Source organism: Bacillus sp. YP1 (assembly GCF_000877815.1).
GTDB lineage: Bacteria > Bacillota > Bacilli > Bacillales > Bacillaceae > Bacillus > Bacillus subtilis.
In genome coordinates this window covers 2,686,002-2,711,182 of record NZ_CP010014.1, presented here as the reverse complement: position 1 = coordinate 2,711,182, position 25,181 = coordinate 2,686,002, and the positions used below count along the sequence as shown (strand labels likewise).

The window sequence follows — 25,181 nt, the reverse complement described above, 5'->3', positions numbered from 1 at the left end:
TTCCTCCTTATCATCGTGATGAATCTTTGCTTATGTCACCTCCTTTGCTGTACATCCACAGCTTTGTCTTACGATTAATGTTGTAGGCAGGGTGACATGGTGAGGAAGCGTTCGGCCATTGAGACGGTCAAGCAGCAGTTTTACGCCTGTCCGGCCCATTTCCTCTGTGTATACCTTCACCGTCGTTAAAGGCGTGCTGGCAAATTCAGCTTCCTCAATGCCGTTAAAGCTGACGATTGCGGTATCCCGCGGCACTTGCAGTCCGGCTTCCTGAAGCGCTTTTAATGCGCCGATCGCCATAGAATCGCTGGCAATAAAGAATGCTTCCGGCAGATGGCCTTGATCGATTGCTTTCTTCATCAGGCGATAGCCCTCACGCATGCTGTATTCTCCGATCAGCACATGCTCAGGCTGGGGGGCGGCTGACTCCAAAAAAGCGGTCAGGCGTTTATCTTCAATCGTTCTGCGAATGCTTTGGCCGTCCTTCAGCGTATGCTCTTTTTCTTGTCCGCCAATGTAGCCTAACCGTTTGTAGCCTAAGTCGAGAAGGTGATCAATCGCCTGGCGTGAAGCCGATTCAAAATCGATTCCAATCGAATCGTATGCTTGCGGATCTGGTGAATGATTGATAAATACGGCATGCTCCAGCCTCCCGCTGATATGCTTAACCGCTTCATCATGAACACGGCCGATGACAATGACACCATCCAATTCCCGAAAGATATGTTCCTGAAAGGAGCCGAGATGAATCGAATTTGTAATGAAAATTTCCTGTTCAAAGCATTCCTTTTCAATCCCTTTCCGAATGGAAGAAAAATAAGGGTCCTGCCTTTCCTGATCAGGGGACAGACAGCTCAACACACCGATCAGCGGCTGAGCCCGCTGTTTTTGCCCGCGGGATTTTCGGCGTTTGGCAACGGTTTGATAACCAAGCTCTTCAGCGATGTTGATGACTCTTTGTCTCGTTTCGCCCGCAACAGAAAGCGACTCATCTTCATTTAAAATTCTGGACACAGTTGCGCTGGAAACTTTAGCTTTCAAGGCGATATCTTTAATACGAACCATGGGTATCCCTCTCATCTATTTAGTAAAATATTAACTCATCTGTTTTTGATAAATTGATACTATCATATAAAAGTAAGCGGTTACAATAATTGTTTTCGGAATATTTCGTTATATTTACTAAATATTTAGTAAATGATGTGATTTATGTTGGAAAAATAAAGGGGAACCCAGATCTGTCTCGTAAATGTGAAGTAAGCGAAAAAGGAAGGGTGATGGGATGAGAGTCGAAAGAAGAAAGCAACTGTTTCGTTTGCTTGGTGATTTGCCTGATCGGAGGCCAATCAGTGTTGAGACATTACGTATTGAAGAAAGAGAAGAAAATATTGTTGAAACGCTCCTGCTCGATTTAAATGGACATGAAAAGGTGCCCGCTTATTTTGTGAAGCCGAAGAAAACAGAAGGACCGTGCCCAGCCGTATTGTTTCAGCATTCGCATGGGGGCCAGTATGATAGGGGAAAAAGTGAGCTGATTGAGGGAGCGGATTATTTGAAAACGCCTTCTTTTTCTGATGAGCTTACTTCACTCGGATACGGCGTTCTTGCGATTGATCATTGGGGATTTGGAGATCGGCGGGGAAAAGCGGAAAGCGAGATATTTAAAGAAATGCTTCTCACCGGAAAAGTGATGTGGGGGATGATGATTTATGACAGTTTAAGTGCGTTGGACTATATGCAGTCACGCTCTGATGTTCAGCCTGACAGGATCGGAACCATCGGCATGTCTATGGGAGGTTTGATGGCGTGGTGGACAGCGGCGCTCGATGACCGGATTAAGGTGTGTGTGGATTTGTGCAGCCAGGTGGATCATCACGTGCTGATCAAAACACAGAATCTTGATAGGCACGGCTTTTATTATTACGTCCCATCGCTTGCAAAGCATTTTTCCGCATCGGAGATCCAAGGCCTGATCGCGCCGCGCCCGCACCTTAGTCTTGTTGGTGTACACGATCGGTTAACGCCGGCCGAGGGCGTGGACAAAATCGAAAAAGAATTGACAGCTGTCTATGCTGGACAGGGAGCTTCTGATTGCTACCGAGTGGTCCGTTCTGCTTCGGGACATTTCGAAACAGCAGTTATGAGGCATGAAGCTGTCCGGTTTTTGCAAAAGTGGCTGTGACTGTAAAAAGAAATCGAAAAAGACCGTTTTGTGTGAAAACGGTCTTTTTGTTTCCTTTTAACCAACTGCCATAAATCGATCCTTTCTTCTATTGACAGAAACAGGAGAGAATAATATATTCTAATTGTTAACCTTTAAATATAATTGGTTAACAATTGAGGTGAGAAGCACTACACGTTCTTCAGTTTCAGTGAAAGGGCGAGAAATGATGCAAGAAGAAACTTTTTATAGTGTCAGAATGAGGGCTTCTATGAATGGATCTCATGAAGACGGCGGAAAGCATATATCCGGCGGAGAACGGCTTATTCCTTTCCATGAGATGAAGCATACAGTCAATGCTTTATTAGAAAAAGGGTTATCCCATTCAAGAGGAAAACCTGATTTTATGCAAATTCAATTTGAAGAGGTACATGAATCGATAAAAACCATTCAGCCATTGCTTGTGTATACGAATGAAGTGAGCTGCCCGGAAGAAGGACAAAAGCTTGCCCGATTGTTATTGGAAAAAGAAGGCGTTTCACGAGACGTGATTGAAAAAGCATATGAACAAATCCCTGAATGGTCAGATGTCAGGGGTGCGGTGTTGTTTGATATTCATACAGGCAAGCGAATGGATCAAACAAAAGAAAAAGGGGTGCGGGTCTCCAGAATGGATTGGCCGGACGCTAATTTTGAAAAATGGGCGCTTCACAGTCACGTGCCAGCTCATTCAAGAATAAAAGAGGCCCTTGCGCTCGCTTCAAAGGTAAGCTGGCACCCGGCAGCCGTTGCAGAATTATGCTGGTCGGACGATCCGGATTACATAACAGGCTATGTTGCGGGTAAGAAAATGGGCTATCAGCGTATTACAGCAATGAAAGAATACGGGACTGAAGAGGGCTGCCGAGTCTTTTTTATTGATGGATCCAATGATGTAAACACGTACATACATGATCTGGAGAAGCAGCCTATTTTAATCGAGTGGGAGGAAGACCATGACTCATGATTTGATAGAAAAAAGTAAAAAGCACCTCTGGCTGCCATTTACCCAAATGAAAGATTATGATGAAAACCCCTTAATCATCGAAAGCGGGACTGGAATCAAAGTCAAAGACATAAATGGCAAGGAATACTATGACGGTTTTTCATCAGTTTGGCTTAATGTCCACGGACACCGCAAAAAAGAACTAGATGACGCCATAAAAAAACAGCTCGGAAAAATTGCGCACTCCACGTTATTGGGCATGACCAATGTTCCAGCAACCCAGCTTGCCGAGACATTAATCGATATTAGCCCAAAAAAGCTCACGCGGGTCTTTTATTCAGACAGCGGCGCAGAAGCGATGGAAATAGCCCTAAAAATGGCGTTTCAGTATTGGAAGAACATCGGGAAGCCCGAGAAACAAAAATTCATCGCAATGAAAAACGGGTATCACGGTGATACGATTGGCGCCGTCAGTGTCGGTTCAATTGAGCTTTTTCACCACGTATACGGCCCGTTGATGTTCGAGAGTTACAAGGCTCCGATTCCTTATGTGTATCGCTCTGAAAGCGGTGATCCTGATGAGTGCCGTGATCAGTGCCTCCGAGAGCTTGAACAGCTGCTTAAGGAACATCACGAGGGAATTGCCGCGCTTTCCATTGAATCAATAGTACAAGGCGCGTCCGGTATGATCGTGATGCCGGAAGGATATTTGGCAGGGGTGCGCGAGCTATGTACAACATACGATGTCTTAATGATCGTTGATGAAGTCGCTACAGGCTTTGGCCGTACAGGAAAAATGTTTGCGTGCGAGCACGAGAATGTCCAGCCTGATCTGATGGCTGCCGGTAAAGGCATTACAGGAGGCTATTTGCCAATTGCCGTTACGTTTGCCACTGAAGACATCTATAAGGCATTTTATGATGATTATGAAAACCTAAAAACCTTTTTCCATGGCCATTCCTATACAGGCAATCAGCTTGGCTGTGCGGTTGCGCTTGAAAATCTGGCATTATTTGAATCTGAAAACATTGTGGAACAAGTAGCGGAAAAAAGTAAAAAGCTCCATTTTCTTCTTCAAGATCTGCACGCTCTTCCTCATGTTGGGGATATTCGGCAGCTTGGCTTTATGTGCGGTGCAGAGCTTGTCCGGTCAAAGGAAACCAAAGAACCTTACCCGGCTGATCGGCGGATTGGATACAAAGTTTCCTTAAAAATGAGAGAGTTAGGAATGCTGACAAGGCCGCTTGGGGACGTGATTGCATTTCTTCCTCCTCTTGCCAGCACAGCTGAAGAGCTCTCGGAAATGGTTGCCATTATGAAACAAGCGATCCACGAGGTTACGAGCCTTGAAGATTGATTCCTGGTTAAACGAGCGGTTAGACATAGTAAAGGAAGCCGGCGTACACCGTAACCTGCGGTCAATGAATGGGGCACCGGTTCCAGAGAGGAACATTGATAGCGAAAATCAAACGGTCTGGTCCTCAAACAATTATTTAGGGCTCGCAAGCGATAGACGTTTGATCGATGCAGCCCAAACAGCATTGCAGCAATTTGGGACAGGAAGCAGCGGTTCACGTTTAACGACAGGCAATTCGGTCTGGCATGAAAAGCTAGAAAAGAAGATTGCCAGCTTTAAGCGGACAGAAGCGGCCCTGCTGTTTTCGAGCGGTTACTTGGCCAATGTCGGTGTCCTTTCATCCTTGCCAGAAAAGGAAGATGTCATTTTAAGTGACCAGCTCAATCATGCAAGTATTATCGACGGCTGCCGACTTTGTAAGGCTGATACAGTTGTTTATCGGCATATTGATATGAATGATCTTGAAAACAAGCTGAATGAAACACAGCGTTATCAGCGCCGTTTTATCGTAACAGACGGGGTATTCAGCATGGATGGCACAATCGCCCCTCTTGATCAGATCATCTCACTTGCGCAACGCTATCATGCCTTCGTGGTCGTTGATGATGCCCATGCAACAGGAGTTTTGGGTGATTCGGGACGAGGAACGAGTGAATACTTTGGTGTTTGTCCTGACATTGTGATCGGCACCTTAAGCAAGGCTGTTGGCGCGGAAGGAGGTTTTGCGGCAGGATCAGCGGTCTTCATCGACTTTTTGCTGAACCATGCCAGAACATTTATCTTTCAAACCGCTATTCCGCCAGCCAGCTGTGCGGCTGCTCACGAGGCTTTCAACATCATTGAAGCCAGCAGGGAAAAACGACAGCTTTTATTTTCTTATATCAGCATGATCAGAACCAGTCTGAAGAATATGGGTTATGTCGTGAAAGGAGATCACACACCGATTATTCCCGTGGTCATTGGCGATGCCCATAAAACGGTCCTATTTGCTGAAAAACTGCAGGGCAAGGGAATTTTTGCTCCTGCCATTCGGCCGCCGACCGTTGCGCCAGGTGAAAGCCGGATTCGAATCACAATCACGTCGGATCACAGTACGGGTGATATTGATCATTTGCTGCAAACATTTCATTCAATCGGAAAGGAGCTGCACATCATTTGAGGGGTTTTTTTGTGACAGGAACAGATACAGAAGTGGGGAAAACGGTTATATCCAGCGGAATCGCCGCTTTATTGCGAGAACATAACAAAGATGTCGGGGTGTATAAACCATTTTTAAGCGGGATATCGCGTCATCATCCAGATAGTGATACTAGTCTGCTGAAAGACATGTCGCAGACCAGTCTCTCCCATGAAGACATTACGCCTTTTGCCTTCAAGGCGCCGCTTGCACCATACGTTGCAGGGAAACTTGAGGGAAAGACTGTCACCATGGAAGAGGTTTTAAGCCATTGGGGGCGGATTAGAGAAAAACATGAATGCTTCATCGTAGAAGGTGCGGGCGGTATTTCTGTGCCATTGGGAGAGGACTATTTGGTCAGTCATGTCATAAAAGCGTTGCAGCTTCCCATGATTATTGTGGCACGTCCTCACCTTGGAACCATTAATCATACCTTTTTAACTGTCAAATATGCAGAAAGCATGGGGCTTCCAATTGCCGGAATTATCATCAATGGAATCAGTGACTCTCCTGATGAAGATGAAAAAACCAATCCTGAGATGATTGAGCGCTTATGCGGTGTTCCGATTTTAGGGGTTACGCCAAAGCTTGCCAACGTGACGAAAGAAACGGTTCTACATATGGTAAAAGACCATATCAATCTATCATTACTGATGAATCAAGTGGGGGTATGAGAATGAATCAATGGATGGAACTTGCAGACCGGGTGCTGGCTGGAGCAGAAGTGACTGACGAAGAGGCGCTTTCAATATTACATTGTCCTGATGAAGATATTTTGCTATTAATGCATGGAGCTTTTCATATCAGAAAACACTTTTATGGAAAAAAAGTAAAGCTCAATATGATTATGAATGCGAAATCCGGGCTCTGCCCGGAAAACTGCGGCTATTGTTCACAGTCTGCGATTTCGAAAGCGCCGATTGAGTCTTATCGGATGGTGAATAAGGAAACGCTGCTTGAAGGCGCGAAGCGGGCGCACGATCTGAATATCGGCACATATTGTATCGTGGCAAGCGGCAGAGGGCCGTCTAACAGAGAAGTGGATCAGGTCGTAGATGCGGTTCAGGAAATTAAAGAGACGTATGGATTGAAGATTTGTGCGTGTCTCGGACTGTTGAAGCCAGAGCAGGCGAAGCGGCTCAAAGATGCCGGAGTAGACCGCTATAATCATAATTTGAATACGTCACAGAGGAACCATTCAAACATCACGACCTCACATACATACGATGACAGAGTCAATACGGTTGAAATCGCAAAAGAATCGGGGTTGTCTCCGTGTTCAGGCGCCATTATCGGGATGAAGGAGACGAAACAGGATGTCATTGACATCGCCAAAAGCTTGAAGGCTCTTGACGCGGATTCCATTCCGGTGAATTTTTTGCATGCAATTGATGGCACGCCGTTAGAAGGCGTCAACGAATTAAACCCGCTGTATTGTTTAAAAGTGCTGGCGCTGTTCCGTTTTATCAATCCATCAAAAGAAATTCGCATTTCCGGAGGAAGAGAGGTCAATCTCCGCACATTGCAGCCATTAGGGCTTTACGCCGCAAACTCCATTTTTGTCGGAGACTACTTAACAACTGCCGGGCAAGAGGAGACGGAGGATCATAAAATGCTGAGTGATTTAGGCTTTGAAGTTGAATCAGTCGAAGAAATGAAGGCTAGTTTAAGTGCGAAAAGCTGAAAGAATCAATAAAAGCAATCGGTATGATGTCGATTGTTTTTATTTTTGAACAGAAAGGAGAAAATCACGTGACAATTGCATCGTCAACTGCATCTTCTGAGTTTTTGAAAAACCCATATTCTTTTTACGACACATTGCGAGCTGTTCATCCTATCTATAAAGGGAGTTTCTTAAAATACCCGGGCTGGTATGTCACAGGATATGAAGAAACGGCTACTATTTTGAAAGATGCGAGATTCAAAGTCCGCACCCCGCTGCCTGAGAGCTCGACCAAATATCAGGACCTTTCACATGTGCAAAATCAAATGATGCTGTTTCAGAACCAGCCTGATCATAGACGATTGCGGACGCTTGCCAGCGGAGCGTTTACGCCGAGAGCGACAGAGAGTTATCAGCCGTATATCATTGAAACTGTCCATCATTTGCTTGATCAAGTGCAAGGTGAAAAAAAGATGGAGGTCATTTCGGACTTTGCTTTTCCTTTAGCAAGCTTTGTCATAGCTAACATTGTAGGTGTACCGGAGGAAGATAGGGAGCAATTAAAGGAGTGGGCTGCGAGTCTCATTCAAACGATTGATTTTACCCGGTCAAGAAAGGCATTAACAGAGGGCAATCATATGGCTGTGCAGGCTATGGCATATTTCAAAGAGCTGATTCAAAAGCGAAAACGCCACCCTCAACAGGATATGATCAGCATGCTCTTGAAGGGGAAAGAAAATGATAAGCTGACGGAAGAGGAGGCGGCATCTACGTGCATATTGCTGGCGATCGCCGGACATGAGACAACGGTTAATCTCATCAGCAATTCAGTCCTTTGTCTGCTGCAGCATCCAGAACAGCTTTTGAAACTGAGAGAAAATCCAGATCTTATTGGTACCGCAGTTGAGGAATGTTTACGCTATGAAAGCCCCACGCAAATGACAGCCAGAGTTGCGTCAGAGGATATTGACATCAGCGGGGTGACGATTCGTCAAGGAGAACAAGTCTATCTTTTGTTAGGAGCGGCTAATCGAGACCCAAGCATTTTCACGAACCCCGATGTCTTCGATATTACGAGAAGTCCTAATCAGCATCTTTCATTCGGTCATGGCCATCATGTTTGTTTAGGGTCCTCGCTGGCACGATTAGAAGCGCAAATTGCGATTAACACTCTTCTGCAGCGGATGCCCAGCCTTAAGCTCGCGGATTTTGAATGGCGGTATCGGCCGCTTTTTGGATTTCGGGCGCTTGAGGAGCTGCCGGTGACTTTTGAATAAGCCTAAGAATATGAGTGCCAAAAAAGTGTCAGCCCCGCCGAAAATGGGCAATCTATAAAAAAGGGGAGTGAACATCGTGAAAAAAGTGCTGATCGCCGGCGGAAATGGTGTGATTGGGAGACTGCTTGCTGAAGGGCTTATTTCAGACTATGAAGTGACAGTGCTTGATAAAGATCATTTCGATGGCAAAGCCTCTTCCATTCAGGCTGACGCGGCAAATTATGAGGAGCTGTTGAAGAAGATTCCAAAAGATATCGATGCCATCTTGAATTTACTCGCTGTTAAAATCAAATACGATATTATGGACATCGCTGAGTTTGAAAAAATGACGGATGTTTTCTATAGGGCAAGCTATTATCTGTGCCGTGCGGCAGCGGAGCTCGGCATTCAAAAGCTCGTGTTCGCCAGCAGCAATCATGTCACAGATGTATACGAAAAAGACGGGCGCTCGCTCTTAGGACGGGAAATCACAACAAGCGATTATCCGCTGTCAAAAAACTTGTACGGTGTATTAAAGCTGACCTCTGAACAGATTGGCCATTTGTTTTATTTGGAAAATAAGCTATCAGTAATCAACCTTCGAATCGGAACAGTCGTGACAGATGAAATGGATACGCTGCATGAAAAAGAACGGACGAAAAAGACACTGCTTTCTCACCCCGATCTGCTGTCGATTTTTAAAGCCGCTATTGAGACCAATATCCGGTACGGCACTTATTACGCCGTCTCTGATAATCCGGGCCGGCCATGGTCCATTGAATCTGCCGTGAATGAACTTGGGTTTTCGCCACAAATCAATACGGCCGAACTTCTGAACGGGGAGGAGAACGGAGCATAATCATTTTCTAAGATTATGCTCTTTTTCTTTTGTTATCGGTCTCAATTCGCGGAAGCCCCCGCCCGGCCGGGGACTCTGTTCAAATGATTATAGACATGGCAATCACAGATTTGCTACATTTTAGACACGATATCGTCACATGCTGAGCTCGGTTTTCAAAAATATGATAACGCTTACAAAGAGAGGTGGGAGCTATCGCACATTCACTGAAAAACCGTCTGTTTGATATGTTGATTTATGGTTTCTTGCTGATGTTCGCTTTAATATGCGTACTTCCGTTCATTCATGTCATCGCAGCATCCTTTGCCACAGTAGAAGAAGTCGTGTCGAAAAAATTTATTTTAATACCGACCACTTTTTCGCTAGATGCTTATCGCTACATTTTTTCAACAGATATTATTTATAAGAGTTTGCTTGTTTCTGTGTTTGTGACAGTGATAGGCACTGCGGTCAGCATGTTTCTTTCTTCACTGATGGCTTACGGGTTATCCCGCCGTGATTTAATCGGCCGGCAGCCGCTCATGTTTCTCGTCGTATTTACGATGCTGTTTAGCGGCGGCATGATTCCGACTTTCCTTGTGGTCAAATCGCTTGGATTGCTCGATTCTTACTGGGCGCTTATTTTGCCGACAGCCATTAATGCCTTTAACCTGATCATTCTGAAAAACTTCTTTCAAAATATCCCGTCAAGCCTGGAAGAGTCCGCGAAAATTGACGGGTGCAATGATCTGGGCATATTCTTTAAAATTGTGCTGCCGCTGTCTCTTCCTGCGATCGCAACGATTTCACTATTTTATGCGGTCACGTATTGGAACACGTATATGACAGCGATCTTGTACTTAAATGATTCAGCAAAATGGCCGATTCAGGTGCTTCTGCGCCAAATCGTCATTGTATCAAGCGGTATGCAGGGGGATATGTCTGAAATGGGGTCGGGCAGCCCGCCGCCTGAGCAAACCATTAAAATGGCGGTCATAGTGGTGGCGACCATCCCTGTTCTGCTTGTCTATCCGTTTATACAAAAGCATTTTGCAAAAGGAGCTTTGCTGGGATCTGTCAAAGGATAAAGAAATATGAAACGGAGGGGTACGATGGGAAACAAATGGAGGGTGCTTTTGATTGTGCTTGTACTGGCACTCGGAGGAGTGCTGGCGGGCTGTAAAGGGGCTGATCAGTCTTCGGCTGAAGGCAAAGCTGGCCCGGATTCAAAGGTAAAGCTGTCTTGGATGGCGATTTTGTATCACCAGCAGCCGCCGAAAGACAGGGCGATTAAAGAAATTGAAAAGCTGACAAATACAGAACTCGACATCACCTGGGTTCCAGACGCGGTGAAAGAAGACAGGCTGAATGCGGCGCTTGCAGCGGGCAATCTTCCGCAAATCGTGACGATCCAGGATATTAAAAATTCTTCCGTCATGAATGCCTTCCGGTCAGGAATGTTCTGGGAAATCGGTGATTATATCAAGGATTATCCCAACTTAAACAAAATGAACAAACTCATTAATAAAAATGTGACAATTGACGGCAAGCTCTACGGGATATACAGAGAGCGCCCGCTTTCCAGACAGGGGATTGTCATTCGGAAGGACTGGCTGGACAATTTAAATCTGAAAATCCCGAAAACGTTGGATGAGCTTTATGAAGTGGCCAAAGCATTTACGGAGGACGACCCGGACAAGGATGGGAAAGATGATACATTCGGGCTGGCAGACCGTAATGACTTGATTTACGGCGCGTTTAAAACGATTGGCTCGTATGAAGGCATGCCTACAGATTGGAAGGAATCAGGCGGCAAATTCACGCCTGATTTCATGACACAGGAATACAAAGACACGATGAACTATATGAAGAAGCTGCGTGATAACGGGTATATGAATAAGGATTTTCCCGTCACAAGCAAAACCCAGCAGCAGGAGCTGTTTTCGCAAGGAAAAGCCGGAATTTATATTGGCAATATGGTAGATGCGGTCAATCTGCGCGACCATGCCTCTGATAAATCGATGAAGCTTGAGATCATCAACCGCATAAAAGGCCCAGATGGGAAAGAGCGGATATGGGCATCAGGAGGCCATAACGGCGTGTTTGCTTTCCCGAAAACGAGTGTGAAAACGGAAGCTGAGCTTAAACGGATCTTGGCGTTTTTTGACCGAATTGCCGAAGAAGATGTCTATAGCCTGATGACTTATGGCATTGACGGCGTTCATTACAACAAAGGTGAGGACAAAACGTTCACACGCAAAGAAAGCCAGGTAAAAGACTGGCAGACTGATATTCAGCCGCTGTCCGCTTTAATTGCCATTGATAAAGCCTACTTAAAAAACACTGGAGATCCGCTTCGGACGGCGTACGAGGAGCTGACCGAGGACAATGAAAAGATTATCGTCTCAAACCCGGCTGAAAGCCTGTATTCCGCATCGGAGTCGGAACGGGGTGATGAACTGAAGAAAATCATTGATGACGCGACCTACAAATATATGATTGGAGACATCACAGAAAGCCAGTTCGATAAAGAAGTGGAAAAATGGGAGTCAAGCGGAGGAAAACAAATTATTCGGGAATACGAAGAAGCGTTTAAACAAGCAAAATAACATTGGAAAAACCCAAAACGCGCAAGCAGTTTTGGGTCTTTTACATGCTTCTTTTTTGCTGGCGGTAGTTTCCCGGTGTAATCCCTTCCAGCTTTTTAAATGATCTGATGAAATTTTGGGAGTTTTTATATTTCAGCTTTTCGGCAATGTCCTTGACCGCCATGTCTGTTTCGGCAAGCCAGCTTTTTGCCATATGGTGTCGGTAGCTTGAGACATACTCGCTGAATGAAATACCCATTTCTTTTTTGAAAATGCTGCTTAAATAATTTGGGTTGTAATGCAGCCTGCGCGCGATTTCGTCCAGTGTCAATTCGGATTCAAACTCATGATGGATGATATGAATGATGTTGTCGGAAATATTTTTGTACTGGGCATCCGCGCGGGCGTTCACTTTGTCTGTCATCGGATCAATAAACTCATTTTTTAGCCAGTTTTCGGTATCCTCGAACGTTTTCAGCTCAAAAATTTGGTCATACAGCATTTTGTTTTCTTCAAGCTCAAACAATTCGATCCCAAGCACATGCATCAGCTCAATCACATGGTTCAAAAAACGGGCGATGGCGATTTGAAATTGATACGGGTTGGTGTTCTGGGTGAAAATGGCTTGCAAAATCGCGTGCAGGCATTTATCCGCTTTCTCCTTGTCTCCTGCTTTAACGGCATCGAACAGCTCATGCTGAAGCTGCTTTGGAAAATGGGTTTTGAAGGTTTTTTTCTGGTCAAGGTCTTCGTAAAAGATGATCGACTTGTTTTCCGCTTTAAGCCGGTATTTCAACGCTTCTGAGCCTTCCGCATAGGCTGTTTTCGCTTTTGTCAGCACATCAAACGGCTGGCTGATGCCGATGCTGACAGACAGCTGCAGCTCAGCTACCGCTTTTTCCTGAATCATCCTTGCAGTCTCATTCAGCTCAGCTATGAATTCTTCTTTTGTCCCGCTTTGGTTGATCAAAATCGTCGCCTGCTGTTTGTCAACTACGGCGGGGGCAAGATGTTTGTCAGTCGGGATGCTGCGCTCAATCAGGCTGTTGACGGCAAACAAAAGCAGATCCATATCTTTTTTCTCATAAGGCGTATGATTCAGTGTGTCAATTTGGAGCACAAGCAGGGCAAGGTGCCGCCAATTTTGCTTTAAGCCGAGGCTTTCAAAACGGTTATCAACCTCCTCATCCGTCAGTTTTCCAAGCATAAGCCTGACCATAAAATATTGCTGCAGGTGAGTGGCCTGCTGCTTCATCGTTTCCTCAAGGTCGTCATTTCTGTCCTTCAGCTGCTTAAAGCTCTGTTCAATTAACTCAAATTCATTTTGAGGAGGCTGCTGTTTCTCTTGTATGGCTCCATGTCTTGCGAATGATTCGTAAAGCATCCTGATCGGCTTGTAAAAATGGCGGGAGCCCAGCCAAGAGAACAATAATGAAAGCGTTAACAAAATAAGGCATACTGCAAAAGTGATCCAGCCAATTGACTTGGCTTCTTTTTTTAGCTCGGGCAGGGAAACGAGAGAAAAATAAGTCCATGTATTATAGTCAGATTTTTGATAGGTGACTTTATAATGAATCCGGTCAATCACTGTTTCAAACTGTCCGCTATTGGCGGTTTGCGCCAGCACTTTTTGGACAAAGCCGTCGTTATGAAGAGATTCACCGACATCAGACATGTTGTTATGAAGGATAATGCGGCCTTTTTCATCGATGATAAACAGGTTGTTGGCGTTTGAATAGCCAGGCATATTTTTGACAAGCGAACAGCTCGGAATGCTTGCGGCGGCCAATCCTTTTGTATTTGTGCTGTTCAAAGGAAGCTGCTTAATTAAATTGATATTGTAGCGGCAGTTTTCTGCTGTGCTTTCTTTGGTTGAAATCAAATGATTGTTTTCCTCAAGCGTCCAATAGGAGCGGCTCGCTTTGTGTTTCGTGTACGCTGAGGCTGCTTCATGAAGAGTGTCTGTATTCAAACGGTACAAACCGGAATTGTTCATGTACCATTTTTTCGTATAACTGACTAACGTCATGTTGGACAGATCGGTATCAAAGCTTTGCAGATAATTGAGCTCTTGGTTCACTTGGTTATAGATTTGAAATTGGTCTGAGTGCAAAGGCTCGGACAATGTGCGAAGGAGAGGCGGCGAACTCACATAGTGGGTTAAAGAGTGATCAACGGTTTTCAATATATGCTCGATGCTTTGCTGGGTCTGCTGGAGTGTGTCGAATTTTTCCTCCGAAACGTTGGAAATAGCCGTTTTCTGAGAGTGCTCGTACGAAAACAATCCGACCAAAATAACCGGAATGGTGCTGAGCAGGCAGAAAAACGTGATCAGTTTGTAGTAAAACTTGTATTGGCTTCTTTTCATAAAACCCCCCATTTCATAACATCCACTTCACCTTAATACAATTAATCCAAAGATTGATAGATATTGTCAATAATCATTTTCTAATATCGGTGTCTTTTTTTCAGGTGGACCTGCTGAACCCTTGATTATAAAGGGATAAAACAGGATGTGATCATATGATTGTAGACGGACTTTTGCCTGCTGCGCTACAGTGAATGCAAGAACCCGTGAAAGGAGGCTAGGAAAAAATGAAAACAGCAGAAGCGCAAGCGCCGGCTGTTGATGCAGTCATTTTTAAAAAAGAAAAAAGAAAGCGCTTACTAAGTAAGCTGATTCAGCAAAAATATTTGTACTTGATGATTTTGCCAGGGTGTATTTATTTTTTGCTTTTTAAGTATGTCCCGATGTGGGGAATTGTGATTGCGTTTCAGGATTATCAGCCGTTCCTCGGCATTTTGGGCAGTGAGTGGGTGGGGCTGAAGCATTTTATCAGGCTGTTTACTGAGCCTACATTTTTTCTCTTGTTAAAAAACACGCTCGTGTTATTTGCTTTGAACCTGGCCATATTTTTCCCGGTGCCGATACTGCTGGCGCTTCTATTGAACGAAGTGCGGATTGCTCTGTTTAAAAAATTTGTTCAGACGCTGATTTATATCCCGCATTTTATGTCTTGGGTCATTGTTGTATCGCTTTCGTTTGTGCTTTTAACGGTAGACGGAGGCTTGATTAATGAACTGATTGTGTTTTTTGGTGGTGAAAAAATCAATTTTCTGCTGAACGAAGAATGGTTCCGGCCCTTGTATATTCTGCAGGTTATCTGGAGGGAAGCGGGCTGGTCGACGATCATTTATCTGGCGGCCATTACAGCGGTTGACCCCCAGCTGTATGAAGCGGCGAAAATGGACGGAGGGGGACGGCTGCGGCAAATGTGGCATATTACGCTGCCCGCCATTAAAAGCGTTATCGTCGTTTTGCTGATTTTGAAAATCGGAGACACGCTGGAGCTTGGCTTCGAGCATGTGTATTTGCTGTTAAATGCGACAAACAGGGAAGTGGCGGAAATTTTTGATACGTACGTTTATACTGCAGGGCTGAAACAGGGCCAATTCAGCTACAGTACAGCAGTCGGCGTATTTAAAGCGGCGGTCGGGCTGATTTTGGTCATGCTTGCGAATCGTTTGGCGAAGAAATTTGGCGAGGAAGGAATTTATTAAGAAAGGGATGGGATCAATGGATCAATCAATCGCTGTAAAATCGCCTCTTACGTACGCGGAGGCATTGGCAAAAACCATTATGAATACGTACACAGTCGAGGAGCTGCCTCCTGCAAACCGCTGGCACTACCATCAGGGTGTTTTCTTATGCGGTGTATTGCGGCTGTGGGAAGCAACCGGGGAAAAGCGGTATTTTGAGTATGCGAAGGCTTATGCAGATCTCTTAATCGATGATTATGGCAATCTATTATTTAGAAGAGATGAACTGGACGCCATTCAAGCGGGTCTCATTCTTTTTCCATTATACGAGCAGACGAAGGATGAACGGTATGTCAAAGCGGCAAAAAGGCTGCGCGGCTTATATGGAACACTAAACCGGACGTCTGAGGGCGGTTTTTGGCACAAAGACAGTTATCCATACCAAATGTGGCTTGACGGCTTATACATGGGGGGGCCGTTCGCACTGAAATATGCCAATCTGAAGCAGGAGCCGGAGCTGTTTGATCAGGTCGTGCTGCAGGAGTCATTGATGAGAAAGCATACGAAGGATGCAAAAACCGGACTCTTTTATCACGCCTGGGATGAAGCGAAAAAAATGCCTTGGGCCAATGAAGAGACAGGCTGTTCACCGGAATTTTGGGCACGTTCCATCGGCTGGTACGTCATGTCTCTTGCTGACATGATTGAAGAGCTGCCGAAGAAGCATCCAAACCGTCATGTGTGGAAAAACACGCTGCAGGACATGATGGAAAGCATCTGCCGCTATCAAGACAAGGAGACCGGGTTATGGTATCAGATCGTTGATAAGGGTGACAGGTCTGATAACTGGCTGGAAAGCTCAGGATCCTGCCTGTACATGTACGCATTTGCGAAGGGAATCAATAAAGGCTATTTAGACAGAGCTTACGAAACAACACTGCTAAAAGCGTATCAAGGCTTGATTCAGCATAAAACCGAAACATCAGAAGACGGCGCGTTTCTCGTCAAAGACATATGTGTCGGAACGTCAGCCGGTTTCTATGACTATTATGTCAGCCGCGAAAGAAGCACAAACGACCTGCACGGAGCCGGCGCGTTTATTTTAGCTATGACAGAGCTGGAGCCTCTTTTTAGGTCAGCGGGGAAATGACAAAAAAGATACGTACGGCTTTGTGTGTGATCGTCTCAGTGCTCTTTTTGGCATCATGCTCAAGCAGGCCGGACGGAATGCATGTCATTCTCTTTTCTGATATGCAGGCTGGCGTACAGGAAAAAATAAAAAAGGCCGCCGAGCAGAATGCCGGGAAGGTCGATATCTTTCCAGCTTTTCAGGAAAAACTGCTGACTGAAATTACCGCCCATGAGGGAGATGTTTTCATCGTGCCTGAAGACATGTTTCAAGCTTACGATGATCCGGAAAATTTTCAGCCGTTAAACGGATTGCCTCCTAAAAAAACATCTCCTTATACAACTGTTAATAAAAAAACAGGAGAAAAAACGATCTATGCCGTTCAGATCGAAAAAGGGAAAAAACAGCTGAACGGCTATTCTTTTCGATTGAATCGCGATATGGCGGCGTTTATCCCTGTGTACGCTGAAAAAACAGAGGAAGCGCTGCAGCTGATTTCTCAACTAACTGAAGCCCGATAGAGGTGAGGATATTGAAGAACATCGTCTTTTGCGGATTGAGCAGCAGAGCATTCAGTATGTTTATCAAACCGCTGTTGGAGCGGTTTTCAACTCATTATGAGATTACGGGATTGCTGGATGCCGATCCGAAACGTTTTGCCGTTTGCAAAAAGAAATTTCCCGAGCTGGCCCACGTGCCCGAGTTTAGCGAAGATGCTTTTGACGAGATGATGCGCGTGTCAAAGCCTGATATCGTCATTGTGGCAGGCAGGGACGATACGCATGTCACATATATTGTGAAAAGCCTTCAGTGGGATACAGATGTAATTACTGAAAAACCAATGGTGACAACAGTGCAGGATGCGAATCGGGTGCTTGAAGCGGAGGCCAAAAGCGAAGGAAAAGTCACCGTCGCGTTTAACTATCGCTACAGCCCGTTTCATCGGAAAATAAAAGAAATGATTCTGGACGGAAAAATAGGCAGGGTCACCTCCGTTGATTTAAATTGGTATATTGATACGTATCATGGCGCCAGCTATTTTAAACGCTGGAACAGGTCGAGACAGTTTTCCGGCGGTCTTTCTGTCCATAAATCAACACATCACTTCGATCTCGTCAATTGGTGGCTCGGACAAAACCCGGAAGAGGTATTTGCTTATGGCGCCTTGAATTACTATGGGCCGGACAGTGAGTGGAACCCCTTGCCCGAAGAAGACGGGCGTTTTTGCGGGACGTGCCGTGTTAAAGAAAAATGCCACTACTATTCAAGGTGGCATCCCCGTTCCTCTAAAGCTTCTATAAAAGATGATCATCTCGAAGCAGGAGACCAGTCTAGCTTATATACTGCATACAGGCCTGACGCGTGTATTTTTGACGAGGAAATTGACATCGAGGATACGTACGTAGCGGCAGTCAAATATGATGGCGGCGCACTGTTAAGCTACTCGATTGTTTTTTCGGCCCCGTATGAAGGCTACCGGCTGACGATCAACGGCACAAAAGGGCGTATTGAATCAAATGAATTTCACGAACCTTCCAGAATTCCGTTTGCTTTTCCTGAGCAGACAATCGAATACTATCCGCTTTTTGAATCAAAGCAGACGATACAAGTAGTCAAAAATGAAGGGGGGCATGGCGGAGGTGATCCGCTTTTGCTTGAGGATCTTTTTTTAGGAAAAGACCCGCTGCGCCGCTATGATATTTTAGCCGGGGCTGAAGCTGGAGCCTACTCCATCGCGGTTGGTGAGGGAATGTGGCGCTCGGTTGCCGAAAAGAAGCCGATCGGCATGAAAGAGCTTTTTCAGATGCAGAATGTATAATGCAAAAAAAGGAGGGGGCGCCATGGAACATGATGGCTCACTGGGACGGATGCTGCGTTTTTGCGAATGGATCATGAGATTTGCGTATACAAACTTGCTGTGGCTGTTTTTTACGTTGCTCGGTCTCGGCGTGTTTGGCATCATGCCCGCGACCGCGGCTTTATTTGCTGTCATGCGGAAGTGGATTCAGGGGCAGGACAACGTTCCGGTGCTCAAAACGTTTTGGCAGGAATACAAGGGTGAATTTTTTCGTTCAAATCTGCTCGGAGCTGTACTGGCGCTCATCGGAGTGATCATTTATATTGATTTGGCCTTCATTTATCCAAGTCATTTCCTTCTGCACATCCTGCGCTTCGCCATTATGATATTTGGCTTTTTGTTCGTATCCATGCTTTTTTATGTGTTTCCGCTGCTTGTCCATTTTGACTGGAAAAAACGTCTGTATGTGAAATTTTCGCTCTTGCTCAGTGTGGCGTATTTGCAATATACGCTTACTATGCTTGCGCTGACTGTTGCTCTCTTTTTCTTGCTTGCGTACCTGCCCGGCATTGTCCCTTTTTTCAGCGTCAGCCTTATCAGCTACTGCCATATGCGGATTGTTTATGCCGTGCTGCTGAAAGTGGAGCAGCAAGGCGGCGAGCCACAGAGGGAATCCCATATACGGAAAGCTTTTTATCCGGAAACGAGATAATCATCATTTCTCTATCATAAGGCTGTTCCAAACGGAATAGATTGATAGAGAAAGGAGAGCGGATAAAATGCTGAAGGTAGCGGTATTTGATGAAGAGCATGAAAAAGACTTACAGACGGAAATCAATTCATTTTTAAAAGGGATATCGGAGGAGCAGCTGATTGATATCAAATATACGGTTTCGGCAGCGTGCGACCCAGACGGCGAGCAGCTTTACTGTTTTTCCGCCCTTATCTTATATCGCAAATAAAAAGATCTTTCCGCAGGCACGGAAAGATCTTTTTTGTTAATATGCTTTTTTCACTCTTGGACTTCTCGGTTTATCGAGTTTCTCCGCTTTTTTGATCTCTCTTCTTTCTTTTGAGAGCGATTGATAGAGAGAGGCAATCATCAGCAGGATAACGATAGAAAACGGCAGCGCTGCCAGAATCGCTGTGTTCTGCAAAGCGGCAAGCCCTCCGGAATATAGGAGCACAGCCGCCATGGCAGACTGAATGATGCCCCAGCTGAGTTTCACAGAATTCGCCGGATTTAAAGAACCGTACGACGTCTGCATGCCCAGCACGAATGTAGCTGAATCTGCAGACGTGATAAAAAATACTGCGATCAGAATCAATGCAAGGATCGATGTCACCATTGTCAGCGGATAGTGATCAAGTGTTCCGAACAGCATCGTTTCAGTGGACAGCTTTGCTACATTGAACGCGCCTTTTTGCTGGAGATCCATGGCTGATACGCCGAAAATGGAGAACCATAGAAATGTCAAAATACAAGGTGTCACCAAGACGCCGATTAAAAATTCGCGTATCGTCCGGCCTCTGGATACACGGGCGATGAAAATGCCGACAAATGGAGACCAGGAAATCCACCATGCCCAATAGAAAATCGTCCAGCTGTTAATCCATTCGCGTTTTTCAGGATCATTCGGTGTCAGTCTGAAGCTCATTTGAACAATATTTTGAATGTATTGTCCGATAGAATCTGTAAATGAGTTCATGATCAGCACTGTAGGCCCGACAACGAGCATAAACAACATTAACAATCCGGCCAATACCATGTTTGTGTTGCTTAAATACTTAATTCCTTTTCCGAGTCCGCTCCACGCAGAAAGTAAAAAGAGCACTGTCACAATAATGATTAAAACCAATTGGACGATAAACGCATTCGGAATGCCGAACAGGTAATTCAAACCGCCATTAATTTGGGTTGCGCCAAGACCAAGACTAGTTGATACCCCGACAACAGTGGCGAAAACTGCAATACAGTCAATGGCCTTTCCGATCGGTCCGTTTACTTTATCCCCGAGAATCGGTGACAGTGTGCTGCTGATTAATCCGGGCGCGCCTTTGCGGAATTGGAAATAGGCAATGCATAATGCCACAATGGCATAAATGGCCCAAGCGTGCAAACCCCAGTGGAAAAACGTATAGCGGAGTGCATCTCTGAAGGCTTGGGGGGTTTCTGTTTCACCTGATGGAGAGCTAATTGCGTAATGGCTGATCGGTTCAGCCGCACCGTAGAATACTAAGCCGATTCCCATGCCTGCGCTGAACAGCATGGCAAACCATGATAATAACCCGAATTCCGGTTTTTCATCAGGCTTTCCGAGTTTGATTTTTCCGATCGGGCTGAAAATCAAAAAGAGACAAAACCCGACAAACAAAGAGACAACTAAAAGATAATACCAACCAAATGAATCGGTAATAAATGCTTGTGCCGATTGAGACACATTTTGCAGGCTGTCAGGAGAAATAACACCCCATAATACAGCTGCAGCTGTGATTGCAATCACAATCCAAAATACACTAGATATATGTTTCAACATTTCTCACCCTCTAATTTTTTGTGTACGCCTATATCTTGCTCGCAGGCTTAGTATGGTCGTACGATGGCAGCTCATTCCTCTCTTAAAATTACCCCGCAATCAGGTGAAACAAAACAAGTCTCACCCTAACATGAATGCGGGGAATGTTCAAATGTGAGTTTGGCGGCAAGAGATTTAAAGAGTAATGATTAAGAACGGGCGTATTGCCCGGCATTTAGCCCTGCAAGCCTGCCTGTGACAAGGGCGGAGGTAATATTGTATCCGCCTGTGTAGCCGTGGATATCCAGAATTTCACCGCAAAAATAAAGCCCCTCCATTTTTTTAGAAGCCATCTTTTTCGGGTCAATTTCTTTTACAGATACCCCGCCTCCCGTGACAAATGCCTTATCAAGCGACAGTGTGCCATTTGCGAGGACAGTAAACTGCTTGCAGTCCCTTACAAATTGTCTGAAAGGATCCTTCGGCAGCTCAGAAAACGATACGTTCGGAGAGATGCCGTTTTTTTCGAGCAGGAATAGGAGATAGCGCTCCTGCATCCAAGGCTTCAGCACGTTTTTAATGGTTTTTTTCGGTGCTTCCTTCAGTTCTTTATACATCTTTTGGAAAAGCGTTTCTTCATTGATATCCGGATACAAGTCGATTCTGATCGGCACTTGAGGCTGTTTTTTCAGCTCTTTTACGACAAATTGGCTGCATCTGAGAATGGCAGGTCCTGAGAGGCCGAAATGGGTAAACAGCATGTCCATTTTATGTGTGATAATCGGTTTGCCTTTTTTATTTAACACACTGACGGCTACATCTCTTAGTGATAAGCCCTGAAGTGTTTTTTGCTTAATGAACGGTTCGCCAGAAGTGACGGGAACCTCTGTCGGAAACAGCTCTGTTATGGTATGGCCCGCGGCTTCAGCCCATTCATAGCCGTCTCCCGTGCTTCCGGTATGAGGCACGCTTTTACCGCCTACAGCGATAATGACTGCCTGGCTATGGATCATTTCGCCATTATTCGTCACAATCCCTGCTGCCTGTCCATCTTCATATATAACAGATTTAATTTTCTCGTTCGTTCTGATTGTTACGCGGAGCTGCTTCAGCCTGTTTAACAGCGCGTCAACGACACTTTGGGCTTTGTCGGTCACAGGGAACATCCGGCCGTGATCCTCTTCCTTCAATTGAATGCCGAGGTTTTCAAAAAACTTGATAATGTCCTCATTATTAAATTCAGAAAACGCGCTGTATAAAAAACGCCCGTTGCCGGGGATGTGCTTGATAATTTCTTCCACAGGAAGACGGTTCGTCACATTACAGCGGCCGCCCCCGGAAATCGCGAGTTTCCGTCCTAATTTATTTCCTTTATCTATCAGCAACACGCCAGCGCCCTGTTCTCCTGCTGCAATCGCAGCCATCAAGCCTGAAGGGCCTCCGCCGATTACGATTACGTCATATTGTTTCATCTTTATCATCAACTTTCTTTTCATTTCGTGTGCGGACACCCCCGTCCGCAGTACTATTATAGCGAAAGAAAGCCGCTCCTTAAACGTCTTTTGCCGCGGACATGAATGTTCACAGGATTGCTTTTGTATTTATTACCGTCTAAATGCCCAGTTGTGGTAAAATAGAAAAGTTGAATCTTCGTAGAAAATGGTGATGAAGAAACATGTCAAGCAAACTGTTAAGAGGCACGTTTGTATTAACGCTCGGTACATATATATCGCGGATTCTGGGGATGGTCTATTTAATTCCCTTCAGCATTATGGTCGGGGCGACAGGCGGTGCATTATTTCAATACGGATACAACCAATACACTTTATTTTTGAATATTGCTACGATGGGCTTTCCGGCCGCTGTTTCTAAATTTGTTTCCAAATATAATTCAAAAGGGGATTATGAGACAAGCAGGAAAATGCTCAAGGCGGGCATGTCGGTTATGCTCGTCACAGGAATGATAGCCTTTTTCATTCTGTATCTATCGGCTCCGATGTTTGCGGAAATATCGCTGGGAGGCAAGGATAATAACGGCTTGACAATTGATCATGTCGTTTATGTCATCCGCATGGTCAGCTTAGCGCTTTTGGTCGTACCGATTATGAGCCTTGTCCGCGGATTCTTTCAAGGGCACCAAATGATGGGTCCGACAGCTGTTTCCCAAGTCGTTGAACAGATTGTCCGCATCATCTTTCTATTGAGTGCGACATTCTTGATTTTGAAGGTTTTCAACGGCGGCCTTGTCATCGCTGTGGGCTATGCAACCTTCGCAGCGCTGATCGGTGCCTTCGGAGGGCTGGTCGTGCTTTATATTTATTGGAACAAACGGAAGGGCAGCCTGCTGGCGATGATGCCGAATACGGGTCCGACAGCAAACCTAAGCTACAAGAAAATGTTTTTCGAGCTGTTCAGCTATGCTGCTCCGTACGTTTTTGTCGGACTAGCCATCCCTTTGTATAACTATATTGATACAAATACGTTTAACAAAGCGATGATTGAAGCCGGTCATCAAGCCATCAGCCAAGACATGCTTGCGATTCTAACCCTGTATGTTCAGAAGCTCGTGATGATCCCGGTTTCCCTAGCAACTGCTTTCGGACTGACATTAATTCCAACGATTACTGAATCGTTTACAAGCGGAAACTATAAGCTGTTAAATCAGCAGATTAATCAAACGATGCAGACGATCCTGTTTTTAATTATTCCGGCTGTTGTCGGGATCTCTCTATTGTCAGGACCGACGTATACGTTCTTTTACGGGTCAGAGAGCCTTCACCCTGAACTGGGGGCAAATATTTTGCTATGGTATTCGCCAGTCGCGATTTTGTTCTCTTTGTTTACAGTCAACGCAGCCATTCTGCAGGGCATCAATAAGCAAAAATTTGCGGTTGTCAGCCTTGTGATCGGTGTCGTGATCAAGCTTGTGCTGAATGTTCCGCTGATCGAGCTGATGCAGGCTGACGGAGCGATTTTAGCGACGGCGCTTGGATATATCGCTTCACTTTTATATGGGTTTATCATGATTAAGCGCCATGCAGGCTATTCGTATAAGATACTAGTTAAACGAACTGTTTTGATGCTTGTCTTATCAGCCATTATGGGTATTGCCGTGAAAATCGTGCAGTGGGTATTAGGCTTCTTTATTTCCTATCAGGATGGCCAGCTGCAAGCTGCGATTGTTGTGGTGATCGCGGCCGCTGTTGGCGGAGCTGTCTACCTGTATTGCGGCTACCGATTAGGATTTTTACAGAAAATTTTAGGCCGCCGTTTGCCAGGTTTCTTAAGGAAAGGCAGACATGCAGGCTGATGAACTAGATATGATGAAACTGAGGGCTCGCATGCTGCGGGCTTTCTTTTATAAAGGAGAGATTGGGAATGAGACTTGATAAGCTGCTTGCCAACAGCGGGTATGGTTCCAGAAAAGAAGTCAAAGCCGTTGTGAAGGCTGGAGCCGTGATGATCGACGGCAAACCTGCCAAAGATGTAAAGGCGCACGTTGATCCTGATACGCAGGAGGTGACCGTATACGGGGAACCGGTTGATTATCGAGAGTTCATTTATCTTATGATGAATAAACCGCAGGGCGTGCTGTCGGCGACTGAGGACAGCCGGCAGCAAACAGTTGTCGATCTGCTGACGCCGGAGGAGATGAGATTTGAGCCATTTCCAGCCGGCAGGCTTGATAAAGATACAGAGGGCTTTTTGCTGCTCACAAATGATGGCCAGCTCGCACATCGGCTCCTTTCTCCTAAAAAGCATGTTCCAAAAACGTATGAAGTCCATTTAAAATCACAGATTTCTCGGGAAGACATCTCCGATTTGGAAACGGGTGTCTACATAGAGGGCGGCTATAAAACAAAGCCGGCAAGAGCGGAAATCAAAACAAACGACAGTGGCAATACCGTGATATACCTGACAATTACAGAAGGAAAATACCATCAGGTCAAGCAAATGGCAAAGGCAGTCGGCAATGAAGTGGTTTATCTGAAGCGGCTTTCGATGGGACGCGTTTCCCTAGATCCCGCTCTGGCACCCGGAGAATACCGTGAGCTGACAGAGGAAGAGCTTCATTTGCTCAATGAGCCGCAAGCATGACAAAAACCCCGCATATCGAATGCGGGGTTTTATTTATAAGCACACAAAAACAAGGCTCAGCAGTTTCTGCGCCCT

The 25,181-nt window shown here is 45.4% G+C and carries 22 protein-coding genes; 18 read left to right on the top strand and 4 right to left on the bottom strand.

What is annotated here, in order from left to right; genetic code table 11:
- Window positions 1–30: 30 nt before the first annotated feature.
- On the bottom strand, window positions 31–1,065 hold the full coding sequence (locus QF06_RS13320; protein WP_041851113.1) for a LacI family DNA-binding transcriptional regulator: 1,035 nt from the start codon (window positions 1,063–1,065) through the stop codon (window positions 31–33).
- A 217-nt stretch (window positions 1,066–1,282) separates the two neighbouring features.
- Between QF06_RS13320 and QF06_RS13315 the strand changes: the two genes are divergently transcribed.
- From QF06_RS13315 to QF06_RS13270, 10 genes are all read left to right on the top strand, one after another.
- Window positions 1,283–2,182: a dienelactone hydrolase family protein gene (locus QF06_RS13315; protein WP_041851112.1), complete on the top strand. Its 900-nt coding sequence runs from the start codon at window positions 1,283–1,285 to the stop codon at window positions 2,180–2,182.
- A 208-nt stretch (window positions 2,183–2,390) separates the two neighbouring features.
- Window positions 2,391–3,167 (top strand): 6-carboxyhexanoate--CoA ligase, encoded by a 777-nt coding sequence (bioW, locus tag QF06_RS13310; RefSeq protein WP_041851143.1) that lies wholly within the window; start codon window positions 2,391–2,393, stop codon window positions 3,165–3,167.
- Entirely contained in the window at window positions 3,157–4,503 is a 1,347-nt protein-coding gene (gene bioA, locus QF06_RS13305; RefSeq protein ID WP_021480339.1) for an adenosylmethionine--8-amino-7-oxononanoate transaminase, read from the top strand. Before bioW ends, bioA begins: the two co-directional genes overlap by 11 nt.
- A complete protein-coding gene (gene bioF, locus QF06_RS13300) occupies window positions 4,493–5,662 on the top strand; it encodes an 8-amino-7-oxononanoate synthase (protein ID WP_041851111.1) in 1,170 nt (389 codons plus the stop codon). The genes bioA and bioF overlap by 11 nt, the downstream gene beginning before the upstream one ends.
- Entirely contained in the window at window positions 5,659–6,354 is a 696-nt protein-coding gene (gene bioD, locus QF06_RS13295; protein WP_041851110.1) for a dethiobiotin synthase, read from the top strand. Before bioF ends, bioD begins: the two co-directional genes overlap by 4 nt.
- 2 nt (window positions 6,355–6,356) lie before the next feature.
- Window positions 6,357–7,364, top strand: a complete 1,008-nt coding sequence (bioB, locus tag QF06_RS13290) for a biotin synthase BioB (RefSeq protein WP_004398967.1) — start codon at window positions 6,357–6,359, stop codon at window positions 7,362–7,364.
- 68 nt (window positions 7,365–7,432) lie between these two features.
- Window positions 7,433–8,620, top strand: coding sequence for a biotin biosynthesis cytochrome P450 (gene bioI / locus QF06_RS13285; RefSeq protein WP_041851142.1), 1,188 nt, complete (start codon window positions 7,433–7,435; stop codon window positions 8,618–8,620).
- A 76-nt stretch (window positions 8,621–8,696) separates the two neighbouring features.
- The gene (locus QF06_RS13280) at window positions 8,697–9,458 is read left to right on the top strand and encodes an NAD-dependent epimerase/dehydratase family protein (protein WP_041851109.1); all 762 of its coding nucleotides are present in this window, start codon (window positions 8,697–8,699) and stop codon (window positions 9,456–9,458) included.
- A gap of 206 nt (window positions 9,459–9,664) precedes the next feature.
- Window positions 9,665–10,525, top strand: a complete 861-nt coding sequence (locus tag QF06_RS13275) for a carbohydrate ABC transporter permease (protein WP_010886597.1) — start codon at window positions 9,665–9,667, stop codon at window positions 10,523–10,525.
- A 24-nt stretch (window positions 10,526–10,549) separates the two neighbouring features.
- A complete protein-coding gene (locus QF06_RS13270; RefSeq protein ID WP_041851108.1) occupies window positions 10,550–12,046 on the top strand; it encodes an extracellular solute-binding protein in 1,497 nt (498 codons plus the stop codon).
- A 40-nt stretch (window positions 12,047–12,086) separates the two neighbouring features.
- On the opposite strand, the gene QF06_RS13265 is transcribed toward QF06_RS13270, so the two are convergent.
- Window positions 12,087–14,405 (bottom strand): helix-turn-helix domain-containing protein, encoded by a 2,319-nt coding sequence (locus QF06_RS13265; RefSeq protein ID WP_041851107.1) that lies wholly within the window; start codon window positions 14,403–14,405, stop codon window positions 12,087–12,089.
- Between the two features lie 215 nt (window positions 14,406–14,620).
- Here QF06_RS13265 and rmgP point away from each other — a divergent pair, with 215 nt between their 5' ends.
- From rmgP to QF06_RS13235, 6 genes are all read left to right on the top strand, one after another.
- Complete coding sequence (gene rmgP / locus QF06_RS13260; RefSeq protein ID WP_043940178.1) at window positions 14,621–15,586, top strand: polygalacturonan/rhamnogalacturonan ABC transporter permease; 966 nt, start codon at window positions 14,621–14,623, stop codon at window positions 15,584–15,586.
- A 7-nt stretch (window positions 15,587–15,593) separates the two neighbouring features.
- Window positions 15,594–16,715 carry an unsaturated rhamnogalacturonyl hydrolase gene (gene rmgQ / locus QF06_RS13255; RefSeq protein ID WP_120363491.1) on the top strand — a complete coding sequence of 374 codons (1,122 nt, stop codon included), beginning with the start codon at window positions 15,594–15,596 and terminating at the stop codon, window positions 16,713–16,715.
- A complete protein-coding gene (gene rmgS / locus QF06_RS13250) occupies window positions 16,712–17,215 on the top strand; it encodes a rhamnogalaturonan transport/degradation protein RmgS (protein WP_080332618.1) in 504 nt (167 codons plus the stop codon). The genes rmgQ and rmgS overlap by 4 nt, the downstream gene beginning before the upstream one ends.
- A gap of 11 nt (window positions 17,216–17,226) precedes the next feature.
- Entirely contained in the window at window positions 17,227–18,513 is a 1,287-nt protein-coding gene (locus QF06_RS13245) for a Gfo/Idh/MocA family protein (RefSeq protein WP_021480330.1), read from the top strand.
- A 22-nt stretch (window positions 18,514–18,535) separates the two neighbouring features.
- Window positions 18,536–19,204, top strand: coding sequence for a YesL family protein (locus QF06_RS13240; protein WP_038828869.1), 669 nt, complete (start codon window positions 18,536–18,538; stop codon window positions 19,202–19,204).
- Window positions 19,205–19,271: 67 nt separating this feature from the next.
- Window positions 19,272–19,454, top strand: a complete 183-nt coding sequence (locus tag QF06_RS13235; protein ID WP_003223398.1) for a sporulation protein Cse60 — start codon at window positions 19,272–19,274, stop codon at window positions 19,452–19,454.
- A gap of 36 nt (window positions 19,455–19,490) precedes the next feature.
- Here the strand turns inward: QF06_RS13235 and opuD are convergent, their stop codons facing one another.
- Window positions 19,491–21,029 carry a glycine betaine transporter OpuD gene (opuD, locus tag QF06_RS13230; RefSeq protein WP_003229220.1) on the bottom strand — a complete coding sequence of 513 codons (1,539 nt, stop codon included), beginning with the start codon at window positions 21,027–21,029 and terminating at the stop codon, window positions 19,491–19,493.
- A gap of 188 nt (window positions 21,030–21,217) precedes the next feature.
- Entirely contained in the window at window positions 21,218–22,480 is a 1,263-nt protein-coding gene (locus tag QF06_RS13225; protein WP_072173641.1) for a BaiN/RdsA family NAD(P)/FAD-dependent oxidoreductase, read from the bottom strand.
- A 203-nt stretch (window positions 22,481–22,683) separates the two neighbouring features.
- Here QF06_RS13225 and murJ point away from each other — a divergent pair, with 203 nt between their 5' ends.
- Together murJ and QF06_RS13215 are read left to right on the top strand one after the other, a co-directional pair.
- Complete coding sequence (gene murJ / locus QF06_RS13220; protein WP_041851104.1) at window positions 22,684–24,318, top strand: lipid II flippase MurJ; 1,635 nt, start codon at window positions 22,684–22,686, stop codon at window positions 24,316–24,318.
- Window positions 24,319–24,386: 68 nt separating this feature from the next.
- Window positions 24,387–25,106 (top strand): pseudouridine synthase, encoded by a 720-nt coding sequence (locus tag QF06_RS13215; protein ID WP_014480587.1) that lies wholly within the window; start codon window positions 24,387–24,389, stop codon window positions 25,104–25,106.
- The last annotated feature ends 75 nt before the right edge of the window (window positions 25,107–25,181 follow it).